Origin of the sequence: Bacteroides sp. GD17, from assembly GCF_038448625.1 — a bacterium.
GTDB lineage: Bacteria > Bacteroidota > Bacteroidia > Bacteroidales > Bacteroidaceae > Bacteroides.
Genome location: NZ_JBCEZS010000004.1, coordinates 452,938 through 470,460, shown reverse-complemented (window position 1 = coordinate 470,460; position 17,523 = coordinate 452,938). Strand labels below are relative to the sequence as shown.

Here is a 17,523-nt window from a genome sequence, read left to right as displayed (position 1 = left end):
GCAGAGATGGAGCGCATTATTACCCAGGGCGTTGCCCTGGGCTAATAGATAAAAGCCTTTCAGGCTTGCTGCGCTGATGCTTTGCTGCGATAAATTATCATTTATTTGCGAAACTTGAACTAATAAATACAAAGTAATTAATGAAACGGAAAGGATTATTACTTGCATTGCTGTGCTGCGTCGTAGCACTGAATGCAAAAGTTAAGCTGTCTGCACTGGTTGGCGACAATATGGTGCTGCAACAGCAGGCAGATGTAAAAGTTTGGGGCAGCGCAGCCCCTTCAGCAACAGTACGCGTCACTCCCTCCTGGGATGGAAAGTCTTATACCTGCCAGGCCGACAAGGCAGGGCACTGGTTGCTTACGTTGAAAACCCCGGCAGGCGGCTATACCCCTTACGAGATAACTTTTGATGACGGAGAGAACGGAGAGCAGACTACCTTGAAGAACATCCTTATCGGCGAAGTTTGGCTTGCCTCCGGACAGAGTAACATGGAGATGCCGCTGAAAGGCTTCGGCGGTTGCTGCGTAAAAGGAGGAATAGACGAAGCTATCGCCGCTTCCGACGTGAAAGGCGTGCGTATGTTCAACGTAGCCCGGCGGCAAAGCTACGAACCGCAAACCGAATGTAGCGGACGCTGGATGACGACCGAACTGGTGACCGACGTCATGGAATTCAGTGCCACCGCCTGGTACTTCGCCTCTTCCCTCAGCCGCGCGCTGCACCTGCCGGTGGGCATTGTAAACTGTTCCTACGGCGGTTCCAGCATAGAGAGCTGGATCAACCGCGAGTTGCTGGAAACCTATCCCGACATCTCGCTGAAGCCCGAAGATATGGAGAAAATCTTAGAGTGGGAACGCCCGCTGCTGATGTATAACGGCATGTTGCGTTCGGTAGAAAACTACACCATCAAGGGCATCATCTGGTATCAGGGTGAAACGAACGTAGGGCACCACGAACACTACGCCCAGCGCATGGCCGATATGGTGAAACTCTGGCGCAAGGAGTGGGGACTGGGCGATATACCCTTCTACTTTGTAGAGATTGCCCCTTACGACTACGACAGCGCCGTGCAAGACGAGAAAGCCGCCTACCTGCGCGAAGCCCAGTTCAAAGCCCAGAGCCTGATACCGAACAGTGCCATGATTTCTACCAACGATCTGGCAGAACCTTACGAGAGGCATAACATACATCCCGGCAACAAAGCCCCGGTAGGCCGTCGCCTCAGTTATCTGGCACTGAACCTCACTTACGGCATGAAGCAGATCGCCTGTTTCAGCCCGCAGTACAAGGCAGTGGAGATGGAAGGCAATCAGGCTTTCATTTCCCTCGACCATATCGAGATGGGTATCTGCCGCAACTACGACATCCGCGGCTTCGAGATTGCCGGTGAAGACCGCGTCTTCTATCCGGCGGACAGTGTATGGGTGCGCTGGCAGACGAATCACATCGTTGTTTCTTCGGAGAAAGTACCCCGGCCCGTTGCCGTGCGCTACTGCTTCCACGACTTCCAAATGGGTACGATGATTGGAGGAAATGAATTGCCGCTGATTCCGTTCCGTACGGATAATTGGTGATAGTACCTCCGGTGGCGCTTTTATCTTTTAGACACAGATTGAGCGGATTAAGCGGATTTTAAGATGCCTTGCATCATTTATAAATCCGCCTGATCCGCTCAATCCGCGTCTAAGGAATCGTTTACTTCAGCAACTGCTGTGCCGCCAGCACCAGGAACATATAGTGCGAAGAACCTCCTCCCAATACATATTCAGTCTGTTGCCACAAGAACGGGAACGTCAGCAGTTCCGGGAAGTCCGGGCGGATGAGGGCCGTACCGGAGATGACGCCGCCGGGGATGTACGACCAGTCTGCACGGTTCAGACCGTAGCCTACCGTAGCCGACTGTGCACCGACGCCCGAAGCGAATGATGCCTGGTTGATGCCCGGGTGACAGCCCAAGATGAAGTTCAGCGCATTGAATACCGGCGCCTTCGGGAAGATGTCCGGATAAGCCGTCGTCAGGTAGTAGTGCTGGAAGCCGAAGTTCTGGATATCCCAGCCTGCTCCCCAGATGTGCGGACGGTAAGGAATGCCGTACGGAGTTTCGTGTACCAGTTTGTTCAGCTCTTCCTTATATCCCAGCAACGCCTTGCGGAAGGCGGCAGAGAAAGCCTTGGCCTTCTTGTCCTTCAGCTGTGCCACTTGGCGCTCCACGCGTGCGGTGAACCAGCCCATGCGGCCTATCTGCTTCATGATGATATCCTGATTCTTGTACAGGAAGTCCAGATAAGGCTGTTCGCCGGTAGTGAGATACAGCTCTACGGCAGCGTGGATCTTGGCGGACAATGCACGGTTTTCGGCAGTAGTCTCGAAGATCTGTCGGGCGATGTTGATGCAGTGTGTGCTCAGCGTATCGTTGAAGTTCTTCAGTACGCGTGAGGCGGCAGCCAGATGGGCGGCTGTGGAGAGTTCGCGTCCCGGATTGTCTTCGGTGAAGATCCAGCGGTCGTCTTTGTTGCCCGGCTGGCCGTCGGTCATGGCGGCGGCATCGCCCAGGAGGACGTATTGGCGCAGGTCGTTGCAGATGATGCCGCGGTAGAGGCGTCCCAGTGCCAGATAGCCGTTTACTACGGTCAGTGCACCGTTTTCTACCTGTTGCAACATATCGTTCTTGCCGTCGGGCTGGTGGATTTCGGTGACGCGGTTGATCTGGTCAATCGAAGTCACGTCGATGTCCGGACGGAAAGCCTCGTAAGCCAGTGCCAGGATATAAGATTCTCCGGCTTGTGACTCTATGCGGAGGTCGAAGTCACCGGCATCGTGCCATCCGCCGATGTTTACTCCCGGAACGTTGTCGCCCGGTTTGAACTTGGAAGGTATGTCCTTTGCATTTTGGTTGTAGCCGTCGAAGAGGTTGCCGCCGGGGGCCATCTGTGCGTCGTCCATGTGGCAGCAGTCATGCCATACGCGGTATTTCTCGTTCACGCGCATGTGGCACATCTGCACGGGCAGGAAGTATTCAATGACGGGTTGCCATACGCCACGGTCGTATATCCCGTTGTCGATGCGGAAGATGGGCGAGGTGGATTCACCGTACTTTATCTGATAGAGTCCCGGTTCCTTTACGTCCGTGAAGTCCACCTTCAGATAGTTGTATCTCAGGAACTTTCCCCAGGTTTCGGGGGTTACGGTCTTGACGATGTTCTCCGCGTTGTCTGCGTCGATGCGGATGATCTGTGCCGTCTGCTGGCGTGTGTCGCGAACATCCATTTCGATGACTGCTTCCTTGTCTTGGGCGGGGTGGTAGCCGATTTGTGAAGTCTGGATCACCGGTTTGTACATCCAGTCGGAGACGATGTTCGGAGAGATAATCCACTTCACGGCACCTTTGGTAACTCCCGGCTTGATGTCGCTACGCAGTACAAACCAGCCGTTGTTGTGGTTCATGCGGCCGTCGAACAGCTTCAGGTCACCGCTCAATGACTCGATGGTTACCTTATTATAAGGGTCGTCGGGGCGGGAAGTGAACTTGGTTCCCACGGCGTAGGGTTCGCTGATGATGTCGTCGGCCACAATCGGGTTGTAACCTTCTCCGACGAAGTGATCGAAGTCGGCCAGGGGCTTCCCTGCCTGATGATAATTGCCGGCATGCAGATGGTTGGGCTTGGTGGTCATCACGGGCGAGTTGGGCTGTTGCGGGAAGATGCCGCTCTGGTTGTCCATAATCCAAGGCTTGCCGAAGAGGGAGCCGGGGAAGAATTCGAGGTTGAAACCTACCTTGCCGAGCAGTGCTTGCGGAACGGGGCGATCCAGATCGACGGTGACCTCTATGTTCTTGCCTTTACTTTCTACACGCACGGTATAGGTAAGGTTGTAGTCCGGGTAAATCATCGGGTTGAATCCGGTGAGGTGACGTGAAGAGTCGGGGTAGCACAGCGTGGCGGTGATGCTGTTGTCGCCGAGTTTCCGGTCCAGTTGTTTCGGCACGGGTTGCCACTGTCCGGGGGTTGCTTCCATGCGGATGTCGCCGTTGGTTGCCACGCGGTGGCCGTTCATGATGATACAAACTCCCCCTTGGTGTCCTTCGGGGTAAATGTCGTCGAAAGCCATTACGTCTACTCCCTGGTTCTTGAAGTAACCGGAAGACGTGAGCTTGAAGTCTTGGGCATGCAGTGCGCCGCCCGAGAAGAGCAGGGCTAAAGCGGATGCAAATACAAAATGTTTCTTTCTCATAGTATACGAATATGTGTTACTAAATTTGGCGACTAATGTAAGGACTTAAAAGGAAACTCAGGGGGGCGGTTTGTACCCAAATACGTTATGAAATGTGTTTTTATGGGGCTTCTGACAGGGTCCAGTGTCTGTCGCGACAGAAGCCAGTGTTTGTCAGGACAGAGTCCAGTGTCTGTCAGAACAAACACCAGTGTCTGTCACGGTAGACACCAGTGTCTGATAAACCGAAATTAAACCTCTGAAAATCAGAAAGGTGCGTCCTTTGCTTTCTGTGTTTGCCTCCGCATGAACTCGGATGGGCTCATGTTGAATTCTTCCTTGAAGTGCTTCGTGAATATCTTAGGCGAATTGTACCCTAGTTTATAAGCTATTTCCGCTATCTGCAACTGGCTTTCCGCCAGCAGTTGCTGCGCCCTCTTCATGCGGATAATCCGTATGAACTCCAGGGAAGTCTTTCCGGTAATCTTCACCATCTTTTTGTAGAGGTAGCCGCGGGAGATGTTCAGCTGTACGGCCAGCTCCTCTACGGAGAACTCGGCATTGTTGATGTTGTCTTCTACAATCTGGATGGCCTTCTCCACGAACTGCTGGTCCAGTGAAGTGATCGTGATGTGGCTGGGCTCTATCTTTATCTGTTGCTCAAAGAGCTCGTGCTTCTTCAGGCTGCTCTCTATGAACTTGCTGATGCGCAGCTTCAGCACCTCCATGTTGAAGGGCTTGGTGATATAGTCGTCCGCTCCCATGTTCAGCCCCTCCAGCTGATACTCCTCGCTGGCTTTGGCGGTGAGCAGGATGATGGGGATGTGCGAGATGTAGATATCGCTCTTGATGGCGGTGCACAGTTCCAGCCCGTTCATCTTGGGCATCATGATGTCGCTGATGACGATATCCACATTCTCTGCCTTCAGCACTTCCAGCGCTTCCAGTCCGTTCATCGCCTTCAGCACGTTGTAGCTGGTGGAGAGGCAGGCGCTGAGGAAGTCGAGGAAGTCATAGTTATCATCTACCAGCAAGATGGTGTAGCTCTGCTCGTTGATGTTGCCGTTCTGTTTGGGCAGGGTCTCATTCTCTTCGGTCGGCTGCTCTTCTTCCTGCATTTGGGGATGCACGCTGGCATGCATCGGCAGGCTGATGGTGAAAATGCTTCCGTGGGGCACGTTGGTGGACACCTGGATATTCCCCTTGTGCATCTTTACGTATTCCGCCACGAGATACAGGCCGATGCCGCTGCCTCCCTCCGAGTTCTCCTGCTGTTCGGCCTGGTAGAAGCATTGGAATATCTTCTTCTGCTGTGCTGCGTCGATGCCGCATCCCGTGTCGCTGAACTGCATCACGAGGTTGCTGTCTATGATGTTTATTTTGATCTCTATGGTCCCTTTGTTCTCGGTGAACTTGAAGGCGTTGGAGAGTATGTTCATCACAATCTTCCGCACCTTGTCGTAGTCGAAGTCCATCTGTATGCTGGGTTGCTGGCAGACGACGCGGTAGTCTATCTCCCGCTTCCGGGCAATGCTGTCGAATGCCTGGAGCTGGTCTTTCACCAGGCTCACGATGTCGCCGTGTATGTAGTGCATGGTTTCTCCGCTGGCATCCAGCTTGCGGAAGTCCAGTAACTGATTGATGAGTTCGAGCAGATAGCGGGCGTTGTTCTGTGCCGTATATAATAAGGTGTTCTTATACTGCGGATATTTGCTGAGGAACTCTTCGAGCGGGTTGATGATCAGCGAGAGAGGCGTCCTCAACTCGTGGCTCACGTTGGCAAAGAACTGCATCTTCATGTCCGTTATCTTCTGTTGCCGTTCGTTCTCCTGCTCTATCGCTTTCAGGGCGGCGGCCCTTTTGCGTCTGGAGCGGAAGTAGGCGATGACCCACCATCCGATGGCTGCGACAATGGTCAGGTACAGCAGATAGGCCCACCACGTTCTGTACCAGGGCGGCAATATCCGGATGGTAATGGCCTTGACGTTGGGCGACCACATATATTCCGAGTTGCATGCCTTCACTTGCAGCTCGTACTTGCCGTGCGGAAGCATGGAGAAATCTATCTGGTTGCTTGTAGAGTAGTTCCAGTCCGATTGTTGCCCCTTGATGCGGTAGGCATAGCGCACCTTGCCGGGCTCGATGAAGTTGAGGGTGGAGAACCGGAGTTGGAAGAAAGGGATTCCCTCTTCCAGTACGACTTCTGTGGCACACTCCGGCGACTTGCCGTTCAGCATCTGCGACAGCGGATGGTACTGCGGTTCTATGCCTGTCAGGTATATCTCGCTGTTATAAGTATTGTGCACCACCTCTTGCGGAATGATGGTGGTGTAGCCGTTGGAAGTACCTACCAGGATATTGCCGCTCTTCAGTTTGTAGAGGGCGCGTTCGTTTACATCGTTGGCGGTGATGCCGTCGTTCACGTTATAGCTGGTCATTGAGAAAGGCTTCTGTGCCAGGTTGATGCGGGTGATGCCGTTGCAGATTCCCACCCATATCTGCTTGTTGTTGTCCTCGTTGATGGCGGTCACCAGGTTGGCGGGCAGGCCGTTGCTGCGGTCTATGTAGCAGATGCTGTCGGTGTTGAGGTCCCAGTAAGTCAGTCCCTGGGTTCCTCCCATCCAGAGGATGTTGCGGCTGTCCTTGTAGACGGTATACAGGTTGAGCTTCTTCAGCACCTGCTTTTTATTGCTGTTGTTGTAGATGAACCGGCATTGATGACTGTTGATGTCTACGGTCATCAGGCCGAGCGAGGAGGCGGCATAAAGCATGTCTCCGCCGGTGTATAGCAATTCCCGGATATTCATCAGGCCCAGTTTGTTGAAGACGGTCAGGAACTTCCGGCTTTTCATATCCAGCTTCTGAATGCATCCGCCGAGGGTGGCTACCCAGATATTGCCGTACTTGTCTTCCTGTATGCCGTAAATATCATTCTCCAGCAGTCCGCTGTTCTCGCTGTTGTACTGCGTGATCCGGCCGCGGTCGTAGCAGATCAGCCCGTTCTGGAAGCTGCCCAGCCACAGCCGGTTCTTGCTGTCCTTCTTGATGGTGACGATGACGTTGGCAGGTGTCGGAACCCGTTCCAGCTCCTGGCTGTCTATGCTCCGGCGCATCAGCCCTCCGCCGTCCGTACCGTACCAGATGGAGAGGGAGTCTTCGCAGAAGGAGAGCATGTCTTTATATTGCCACAACGTTTGGTTCAGGAAGACCTGCGACTGCGGAACGTAGTAGGAGATGCCCTGCTTGAAGTTGCCTATCCATACAATCCCCTCCTGGTCAACGTGGATGGCACTGAGGTTGTTGCTCGCCAGGGTATGAGATTTCAGCGGGTTATGGGACAGATGGGTCAACGTACCCGACTGGGGCTGGTAGATAAATCCCCCGAGGTGGCTGGTGATGAGCCAGATATTTCCCTTGGTGTCTTCGGCAATGTGGCGTATTCGGTTGAACTGCTCGGTATGGACGGGCAGTTTGATTTCTTCCCACTCTGCCTGCATGTTCTTTTTGTAGAGGAGCAAGCTGTTCTGGAAGGTATAGATCCAAATCCCGTCGTTACGGTCGATAAACACGCTGGGGATGTGCTTTTCCAGGAACCTCTTGTACTGGGACGGGATGGGAATCTCTTGCGTAAGCGAGGAGTTGATGTCCGTGAAGTACAGTTTTCCGCTGTTGTAGATGGAGTATATGTGCTCATCGGTCACAAACAGCTTGGTGACGGCGTTTTCTGCCAGCGGATATATCTTGGTCATCTTCTGCTGGTGGTCGTAGAGGTGTATCTTGCTGTTGTCGTAGGTCCACAGATATTTCTTCTTGCTGTCCGTACCCACTTTGAGAATAGTGCCGGATGCGATGTTGAATTGTTGGAGTATCTCCTCGCTGTTCCGGTTGAATTTCCCCGTCTGATAGTCGTATATGGCGTTTCCGTGGTTGGATGATACCCATATATTCCCCTGCCAGTCCTCGAATATGTCCGTGATGCCGTTGTCCGGCAGGTTGTCGGTGTCCTGGTAGTATTGCTGGAAGGTATAGGAGTCGTAACGGTTGAGGCCCGAGGCGGTTCCCACCCACAGAAAGCCCCGGCTGTCTCGGCACAGGCAGTTGATGCTGTTGTTGGAAAGCCCGTCCGTTGTAGAGAGTTGCCTGAACATGATGGTGCTCTGCTCTGTCAGGTTGGCATACATATTATATGGAAACAGGACACTTAGCAGAAGTATCACATTACATATAAAGGAGGTGGAAGTTGTGTTCATGGCATTACTCGTTTAAACATGTACAAACCTACTCAAAATTTGTAAGACATGAAAATCCAAAAGGGCTTTCTATCCCTCCTATAAGGGGTTTGTTTGGCTCCTGTTTGGGTAGAGTATCCAAATGTTCCCTTATTTGGGTACAACCCTGCCCGTTCAAAAAGCCTTTTATAGGCAGATAAAAGCGAGGAAACACTTAATTTTGCGATGAGACATTTAGTTAACCTTTTAATATTGCCACAATGAAAAAGCATTCTTTTACCTTTCTATTAACAGCAATCCTGCTATCGGTCTTTTCTTCTGCGAGCGCTCAGTCCGCTGCAACCGCAACGTTGCGCAAAGAGATTACCGCAGACTTGAAGAACAACATCCTTGCTTTCTGGGAAAAGCATAGTGTAGATCCTTCCGGAGGGTTTTACGGTTCTTTGGAACGTGACGGCACTCCGATACCCAATGCCCCCAAGGGCGGCGTACTGAATGCACGCATCCTCTGGAGCTTCTCCACCGCCTACCGCATGTATGGGGATGAGAACTACCGCATGATGGCCGACCGTGCACAACGTTACTTTATAGATCACTTCATCGACCCGCAGTACGGCGGTGTGTACTGGCTGATAAAGGCAGACGGCACCCCGCTGAATACAGACAAGCAGACGTATGGCTGTTCCTACGCCATCTACGGGCTGGCCGAACACTTCCGGGCAACCGGAAACATGGAAAGCCTGCAGCGTGCCATCGACGTCTATCATACGATGGAGAGCAAGATTAAAGACCCCGTAAGCGATGGTTACATCGAATCCTTCACCCGTTCATGGGGAACCCCCGAGAAGTTGGGCTATGACGGCGACGGCGTTGCCACCAAGACCATGAATACCCACATCCACGTGCTGGAAGCCTATACCTTGCTTTATAAAGTATGGAGAGACACCGGCCTTCGCCAGCGCCTTGCGAAGATCATCGACCTGCTGACTACCAAACTCTACGACAGCAAGACGCATCACCTGATACTCTACTGCGACTCCAACTGGAAGAACCTGGATGACATCGACTCCTACGGCCACGACATCGAAACCGCCTGGCTGCTGACCGAAGCTGCCGAAGCCCTGGGCGACCCTGCCGTCTTTGAGAAGTGCAAGAAGATCTCCCTGGACCTGACGAACTCGGCTTTGAAGGAAGGTCTGGCTCCACTGGGCGGCATGATATACGAGCGGCATAAAGACAAGTTCCGCCGGGACTTTTCGTGGTGGTGCCAGGCCGAAACCATCGTGGGATGCGTCAACGCATGGCAGCTGACCGGAAAGCAATCTTATCTGGACAGTGCGAAGCGCATGTGGGAGTTCGTCAAGTCGCGGGTGATAGATAAGGAGTACGGCGAATGGTTCAGAACGGTGGAGCCGGACGGCACTCCCCGTTACAAAGAGCCCAAAGCCAGTATGTGGAACTGCCCGTACCACAACAGCCGGATGGGCTTTGAGATCGATGCCAGACTGAGTGAATAGACTAAAACCACATCTTAATTATATATGTATTATGAAGAACTTACGAATTTTCCAAGTGTGTGCGGCTGCACTCCTGTGCAGCGCCTTATCCCTGCCACTCGCTGCCCAGACGGAGGTAATGGCATGGAGCAATATGACGGGTGTCCGTGTGGACGGCGAACTGATAGACTTTGAGTCTTCTCTTTGCGTCGGCAATCTGAAAGGAGACATGGACGCTACCGGAAAGGAGAGACAACGTCCCCGCTATCACCGTGAAGGCGATACGCAGGAAGTGACCACCACTGTGCGTGGCCTGAAATTCTATCAGAAGGTAACCGATAAGGAGAGAGGACTGGTAGCAATCTCCATCGATGCCGCCTCGGACACCACGCTGAACCAGCCGGCTTATTTCTGCATTACTTTAGACCCCGAAAACTATGCCGACGCCAAGATAAAGGCAGGCGGCAAACGGCTCACCATTACTTCGGCCAACCGGAAGCTGGATTTCAGTTTCAGCAAGTCTATGAGTGCTACCATTGAGAAAGGACGGGATAACACGGCTGTTTACGTGCAGTTGATGCCATCCTTAAAGAAAGGCGAAAAGACCTCGGTGACGATGGAACTGCGCGCTTCGGGAGTCATCGACCACAGCGATGCACAGATAGCACTGGACGTACAGAACCCGGGCAGCCTCTTTACGGGCTTCGGAGGAAACTTCCGCCTGCAGAACCCCAAGGCAGATCCTAAAATAATAGACTACTGCCTTGAAAACCTGCGCGTAGCCTACGGCCGTGTGGAACTGCCGTGGCGGATATGGGAAGCAGAGTTGGGAAAGAACCCGCTGACCGCTCCCCAAAGCGTAGCCCTGCACCAGCACGTCGAAGAGAGCATGCTGATGGCGAAGCGCCTTCGTGCCATGGGCATGCCGGTGATATTGAGCTGCTGGTTCCCACCTACATGGGCCATCGACGGTGGTCCCGAGAGCTACAAGCGTCAAGGCGGCGTGATGGCCTACCGTCTGGACCCGAAGAAGAAACAGCAGATATACAAGTCGCTTGCCGACTATATACTGTATGCTAAGAAGCAATACGGCATTGAGTTTGCCATGTTCTCCTTCAATGAATCGGACCTGGGTATCGACGTACTGCATACCGGACAGGAACATGCCGACTTCATCCGCGAATTCGGTGCTTACCTGGCGAAGTTGAATCTGCCCACCCGCTTATTGCTGGGCGACAATTCGGATGCAACCACTTACGACTTCATCCTTCCGGCATTGGGCGACCCTACTACTCATAAGTACATCGGCGCCGTTTCCTTCCACTCCTGGCGTGGTTGCGATGACGAGACATTGCGCAAATGGGGTGCTGCCGCCAAGACGCTGAATGTACCTCTGCTGGTAGGCGAAGGCAGTACGGACGCTGCTGCCCACAGCTATGCCGAGATTTTCAACGAATCTACTTTCGCTCTTTACGAAATCAACCTGTACACACGCATCTGCGCCATCTCCCAGCCGATGTCCATCCTGCAATGGCAGCTCACGTCGGACTACTCGCTGTTGTGGGGCGACGGCATCTACGGTTCCAAAGGCCCGTTGCATCCCACGCAACGCTTCTGGAACATGAAGCAGCTGGCTTCCACGCCTGCCGATGCCCTGGCCATCCCGGTGCAGAGCAGCAAGAAGCAGGTGAACTGTGCTGCTTTCGGCAACATCACGCGCGGCGAGTATGCCGTTCACATGGTGAATAACGGAGCCGATTGCAATGCTGTCATTTCCGGTATTCCGGCAGGAGTAACGGAGCTCACGGTCTACGTGACCAATACCAAGGACAGCATGAAGAAGAGCACCGTCAAGGTGCAGAATGGCCAGGCCACGGTCCACATGCCCGCCATCAGCTTCATCACTTTACTGAACTAACAGGCCCCCGCGCCTGCCTCATCTTATCCGGGTCTTCGGACGGGGAAAAAAGTCCCCCTTCACACTCCGTCCGAAGGCTTGGCTAGGGCATTCTACGCCCTTTTCACTATCGAACTTACGTTAAATAATATCTTATGAAAAACAAAGTTAACTTTAAAATCGCAAGTCTTGCGGTGCTTATGTCGATAGGCATAGGTCATGAGAGTTATGCCGGTTTGACTGCAAACTCAGGAGTACTGTCGGTGGCAGGAATGCTGCAATCTACTGTAAAGATTACAGGCGTTGTTGTCGATACGAATGGAGAGCCCGTTATCGGGGCTAATATTTTGGTAAAAGGAACCACTGTGGGTATGATAAGCGACATTGACGGGAACTTCTCTCTGGATGTTCCCGAGACGGGAGTCCTCCAGATTTCCTATATCGGTTACATCACCCAGGAGGTGAAGATTGTTCCGGGAATGAAAACATATAAGATTGTATTGAAGGAAGACGCCGAGACACTGGACGAGGTGGTCGTTGTGGGCTACGGTACGGTGAAGAAGACCGACGTGACCGGCTCCGTAACCTCCGTCAAGTCCGACGAAATGATGAAACGTAACCCCGTCAGCCTGGGACAAGGCTTGCAGGGAGCTGCGGCAGGTGTTTCGGTCATGCGTACTTCGGGCGACCCGGAAGGCGGCGTCTCGATACGTATCCGCGGTGTGGCCACGGTCAACGGTTCCGCCGACCCGCTTTATGTAGTAGACGGCGTGCAGGTGGGTACCAGTGTCGACTTCCTGAATCCGGCGGACGTAGAATCCATCGAAATCCTGAAAGACGCTTCCGCCACTGCCATCTACGGTTCGCAGGGTGCCAACGGCGTTATCCTGATTACTACCAAGCCGGGTACCAAAGGACACACCACCTTGAAATTCTCGGCAAACTTCGGCTTGCAGACCTTGAGCGACAAGCTGGATGTGGCGAATGCCGCCCAGTTCGTAACCGGCATCCGTGCTTCCAAGATCAACGACGATGCCGTGTTCACCAACAAGGCATGGGAGAACCCCGACTTCACCAACCGCCTGCACAACATCGACTGGCAGGACCAAATGGCACGTACTGCTTTGCAGCAGAACTACAACCTGTCGGCTTCCGGCGGTTCGGACAAGTCGCAGTCGCGTCTGTCCATCGGCTACCTGAACAACGATGGTATCATCGTGAACTCCTACTTCAAGCGCCTCACGGCCCGCGTCAACGTCACGCATAAGATTCAGGACTTCATCCGCGTGGGCCTGAGTACAGCCTACGTGCATGCCGAGAAGACCGGTGGCGGTAATCTCTTCAGCTATGCCCGCACCATCCCCACGATGGACGATGTAGACGATAACGGCAACCTGATGAACGTCCCCGTGCAATATCCCGACGGAACCTGGGGACACTTCCGCCTCGAAGGCAACGGTGACCTCAGCAAGGAGCAGGACAACCCCTACGCCGCAGCCATGACTGCCGACTACCTGAACAAGTACAACCGCGTCGTAACCAGCGCCACCTTCGAAATCGATCTCTTGAAGGGCCTTACCTTCAAGACCATCGGTAGCTATAACTACTACGGCAGCGCCTACGACCGTTATACGCCCAACAACCCGCGTACCTATATGGACCAGAGCCGTCCCGACGCTTTCAATATCAGCTCCTCCGAAGGCAACTCCCTGGGACTGGAATCTTACTTCACCTACGACCTCAAGCTGAAGAACCAGCGCGTGAACCTGATGGCCGGTTACTCGGTAAGCGACTACAAAAGCTCCGAAGTAAGCGCCACCTCGCAGAACCTGGTAGCCGAGTCCATCCGTCAGATAACCCTGACCAAGGACATGAGTACCATTAGGGGAAGTGGAGGTTTCAACACTCCGGTGCGCTATGTGTCATGGTACGGCCGTGTCAACTACTCGCTCATGGATAAGTACCTCTTCACGGCAACTGTCCGTCGCGACGGCTCTTCCAAATTCGGTTCGGGCAATCGCTTCGGTACTTTCCCCTCCCTCTCCCTGGCCTGGCGTGCATCCGAAGAAGACTTCATCAAGAACCTCAACCTCTTCAGCAACCTGAAGGTAAGAGTGGGATGGGGACAGACCGGTAACTCCGGAAACGCTACCAACCTCTCCGTGAACCAGGTATCTCCGAACCGCATCATGTACTACTGGCTGAACAACGGTAGTTACATATCCGGCGCCGGTCTTGCCAAGACAGCCGAAATAGACACCAACCTGAAGTGGGAAACCAACGAACAGACCAACGTCGGCCTCGACCTGGGCTTCTTCAACAACAGCCTGAACATCACGCTGGATTACTTCGTGCGCGATGCCAAAGACCTGCTGCTCTATCGCAACATGCGTCCTTCTACCGGTTATACCAATATCTATACCAACGCCGGACACATCCGCAACTCAGGATTCGAGTTCTCCATCAACTACACCAAGACGGTTGGCGACTGGAACTTCGGCGCCACCCTGAACGGCTCTACCCTGAAGAACAAGACCATCGACGTGGGCGATGACATCTTCTACTCCGGCGATGTAGCCGACGGTTACTATTGGGACAACTACTCCGCCACGAAGAACGGTCACCCGGTAGGTTCCTTCTACGGGCACAAGGTAGCCGGTATCTTCCAGAACCAGGCCGAGATAGACGAACTGAACCGCCTGGCATCGGAGAAGACAAATGGAGAAATCAAGGCATACCAAGCCCCCGAAACCCGTCCCGGTGACTTCAAATACAAGGACTTGAACGGCGACGGTTACATCAGCGACGAAGACAAGACCATCCTGGGCGATGGCTATCCCACGCTGAACTACGGTCTGAACCTGACTGCCGCTTACAAGGGATGGGACTTCACGATGTATATGTACGGCGTATTGGGACAGGACATTCTCTCTTACTCGTATGCCAGCCTCACCACGGTGAAGAACCCGACGGACGGCTACCAGAACGCCCTGGCGGAATACATAAAGAACGCCTGGACTCCGGAGAACCACAGCAATACGTACCCCATCTTGAGCCGTAAGGACAGCAACCACAACACCCGCGTGTCCGATGCTCACATCAAGAACGGTAACTTCCTCCGTATCTCCAACATTCAGGTGGGCTATACTTTCCCCAAAGAATGGACCAAATACCTCAGGATGCAAGACCTGCGCGTATTTGTCAGTGTAGAGAACCTGGCTACCATCACCGGATATAAGTATGGCGACCCCGAAGTAGGCGACAACAGCGTACTGAAGACCGGTTTCGACGGTGGCCGATATCCTTTCCCGCGGACTTATGCTTTCGGACTTAGCCTGCAATTCTGATGTTTATTTACCGATAACTTAAAAAAGGAACAGATATGAAAAAGATATATATATGGATGCTGGGAGTATCCTCCCTGTTAGCAATGAATTCGTGTGGCGAAGGTTTCCTGGATGTAGACCGCTATGATATATTGCCGCCCGAAATAGTGTTCAGTTCCGAGTCATACGTCAATCAGGGACTGAACGGACTGTACGACACCTTCCTGCCGCTGTCTTCCAGCCGCATCGACATCGAACAGAACTGGAACATCAAGCCCCACCTGGCTTTCTCCAACTATCCGGCACTGGACTGCCAGGCCGACGGATGGGACAACGAGTTTACGCGTCATGCCTGGATGGCGGATAAGGACATGTTCAGGGTAGCCTGGCAGTATGCCTACCGTGCCATCAGCCGTGCCAATACTTTCCTCGAACAGCTTAAAGATGCCGATCCTTCTCTGTTTGCCGAAGGGCAGACCGGAAAGGACAAGATAGAAGCCCAGGCGCGTGGCATCCGCGGCTATTGGTATTACTACCTGGCACAGAACTTCGGACGCGTGCCGATGTTGAAGGAGGGAGAATCGTACGTCAGTACCCCTGCGAAGCCGCGTGCCGAAAGCCTGGATGAAACCTACAATTTCGTATTGGACGATCTGAAGTTTGCCTACGAACATCTGGACTGGATACCCGAGAATGGCGATTACGGACGCATCACCAAGGGCATGGCCATGTCCTATTCCGCCTTGATGTATATGTATAAGAAGGACTACACCTCGGCAAAGACTCTTTGGAAAGATATCGTAGACCACGGTCCTTACCGGTTGAAACCCTGTTTTGGAGAAATCCATCAGTACAACAACTATTGGGACAAGGAAAGTGTATGGGAAATCTCCTTCTTCAACTGGAACAACCTGGACTGGAGTGCCAACGGCACCACGGACGACATCTGGTGGGGAACTTACCTGACGGCTGCTGCCGAATATGGCGGTTGGGGAGCTTTGTACATCTCTTACGAATTTGCCCGTTCCTTCGAGCCCGGTGACAAACGCCGGCAATACTCCATCGTGGCCAAAGGTGAAACTCAGCCTTATACCAACGAGACGATAGGCACTACCCCCGGACGCGACGGTGACTTTGTAGGTACGGAAAACATGCCGAACAACTACTCCATCAAGCTGTGGAAAGAAAAGGCGGGTGTTAAGGTATATACTCCGATTTCTGCTTTCCACCTGCGGTATGCAGGCGTATTGCTATACTATGCCGAATGTTGCTTCGAGACGGAAGGACCCGATTCGCAGGAAGGATGGAATCAGATTAAGACCATCCGCGACCGTGCCTGGGGAAATATGGAAGTAGGGCAGGTGCCGATTGAGAACTTCCCGTATGAGTTCAATCACTCGCTGGTGGAGGTGCCGGATGCCAAGACTTTCTACACCCAGTATAAGGCAAAGAAGGGGTATACCTCGGATGTATGGAAGGTGGCTCTGACCATTGAACGTCGTCACGAGTTCTTGGCCGAATACTCTTTCTGGTATGACTTGTGCCTCTCGGGCATGGCGAAGGAGTTCCTGGATTGCGAATATCCGATCAATGGCGGCGTGAGGTACAATGAAGCCGGCGAACCTTGTACTCCCCGGACGTTCGTCTTCGATCCGAACAAGATGCTTTATCCCATCCCGACTCAGGAGATTCTGACGAATGCCGGCATTACGCAGGCCGATCAGAATCCGGGATATTAAGATATGGGGCGCTGGAAGTGATTCCGACGCTTGCATAACAACAATAGGTTTCACAATAGATTGATTTCGGCGTCTCACTCTGTTATTTGGGGTGGGGCGCCGATTTATGATATTGGGGGATCTGATTTATGATATTGGGGGATCTGATTTATGATATTGGGATATCTGATTTATGATATTGGAGGTATCTGATTTATTGGGTAAGTGGAGAGGCTATATATAAACATCTTGCTGGGTATATATATCCAGCGCGTTGCATCTATATACCCAGCACGTTGCATCTATAGATGCAGGAAATGGGAATTTACCAGCGCAGCGCCCCGGCAAAAAATTTCATTCGATATGTTTGCGTATCTTTAGCCTGAAAGCCCTTCATCNGCTGGGTATATATATCCAGCGCGTTGCATCTATATACCCAGCACGTTGCATCTATAGATGCAGGAAATGGGAATTTACCAGCGCAGCGCCCCGGCAAAAAATTTCATTCGATATGTTTGCGTATCTTTAGCCTGAAAGCCCTTCATCAATTAGCGCAGCAAGCCTGAAGGGCTTCCATCTATCAGCCCAGGGCAACGCCCTGGGTTTAAGAACGCCCCTTCACTTTACGCCCTGAAAGGGCAAAAG

General features: G+C 52.9%; 7 protein-coding genes. 5 read left to right on the top strand and 2 right to left on the bottom strand.

Translation table 11 applies throughout. From position 1 onward, the window contains the following. The first annotated feature begins 140 nt into the window (after nucleotides 1-140). Nucleotides 141-1,577, top strand: coding sequence for a sialate O-acetylesterase (locus AAE250_RS09010; protein WP_294602734.1), 1,437 nt, complete (start codon nucleotides 141-143; stop codon nucleotides 1,575-1,577). Between the two features lie 121 nt (nucleotides 1,578-1,698). Here the strand turns inward: AAE250_RS09010 and AAE250_RS09005 are convergent, their stop codons facing one another. Further along, on the bottom strand, nucleotides 1,699-4,233 hold the full coding sequence (locus tag AAE250_RS09005) for a glycoside hydrolase family 9 protein (RefSeq protein WP_294602732.1): 2,535 nt from the start codon (nucleotides 4,231-4,233) through the stop codon (nucleotides 1,699-1,701). Nucleotides 4,234-4,478: 245 nt separating this feature from the next. Further along, nucleotides 4,479-8,462 (bottom strand): hybrid sensor histidine kinase/response regulator transcription factor, encoded by a 3,984-nt coding sequence (locus AAE250_RS09000; RefSeq protein ID WP_342288869.1) that lies wholly within the window; start codon nucleotides 8,460-8,462, stop codon nucleotides 4,479-4,481. Nucleotides 8,463-8,701: 239 nt separating this feature from the next. Between AAE250_RS09000 and AAE250_RS08995 the strand changes: the two genes are divergently transcribed. The 4 genes from AAE250_RS08995 to AAE250_RS08980 all read left to right on the top strand — a co-directional run bounded on the left by AAE250_RS08995 (nucleotide 8,702) and on the right by AAE250_RS08980 (nucleotide 16,899). Then, nucleotides 8,702-9,958 (top strand): AGE family epimerase/isomerase, encoded by a 1,257-nt coding sequence (locus AAE250_RS08995; RefSeq protein ID WP_294602728.1) that lies wholly within the window; start codon nucleotides 8,702-8,704, stop codon nucleotides 9,956-9,958. Between the two features lie 31 nt (nucleotides 9,959-9,989). Continuing rightward, nucleotides 9,990-11,855, top strand: coding sequence for a hypothetical protein (locus tag AAE250_RS08990; RefSeq protein ID WP_294602726.1), 1,866 nt, complete (start codon nucleotides 9,990-9,992; stop codon nucleotides 11,853-11,855). A gap of 134 nt (nucleotides 11,856-11,989) precedes the next feature. Beyond that, nucleotides 11,990-15,181 carry a SusC/RagA family TonB-linked outer membrane protein gene (locus AAE250_RS08985; protein ID WP_294602724.1) on the top strand — a complete coding sequence of 1,064 codons (3,192 nt, stop codon included), beginning with the start codon at nucleotides 11,990-11,992 and terminating at the stop codon, nucleotides 15,179-15,181. Nucleotides 15,182-15,216: 35 nt separating this feature from the next. Then, nucleotides 15,217-16,899 carry a RagB/SusD family nutrient uptake outer membrane protein gene (locus AAE250_RS08980; protein ID WP_294602721.1) on the top strand — a complete coding sequence of 561 codons (1,683 nt, stop codon included), beginning with the start codon at nucleotides 15,217-15,219 and terminating at the stop codon, nucleotides 16,897-16,899. Nucleotides 16,900-17,523 lie beyond the last annotated feature (624 nt).

Bases quoted from the DNA above. Each gene is read 5' to 3' on its own strand.
- AAE250_RS08985 (WP_294602724.1), top strand. From the start codon at position 11,990: ATGAAAAACAAAGTTAACTTTAAAATCGCAAGTCTTGCGGTGCTTATG.
- AAE250_RS09005 (WP_294602732.1), bottom strand. From the start codon at position 4,233: ATGAGAAAGAAACATTTTGTATTTGCATCCGCTTTAGCCCTGCTCTTC.
- AAE250_RS09010 (WP_294602734.1), top strand. From the start codon at position 141: ATGAAACGGAAAGGATTATTACTTGCATTGCTGTGCTGCGTCGTAGCA.
- AAE250_RS08990 (WP_294602726.1), top strand. From the start codon at position 9,990: ATGAAGAACTTACGAATTTTCCAAGTGTGTGCGGCTGCACTCCTGTGC.
- AAE250_RS08995 (WP_294602728.1), top strand. From the start codon at position 8,702: ATGAAAAAGCATTCTTTTACCTTTCTATTAACAGCAATCCTGCTATCG.
- AAE250_RS09000 (WP_342288869.1), bottom strand. From the start codon at position 8,462: ATGAACACAACTTCCACCTCCTTTATATGTAATGTGATACTTCTGCTA.
- AAE250_RS08980 (WP_294602721.1), top strand. From the start codon at position 15,217: ATGAAAAAGATATATATATGGATGCTGGGAGTATCCTCCCTGTTAGCA.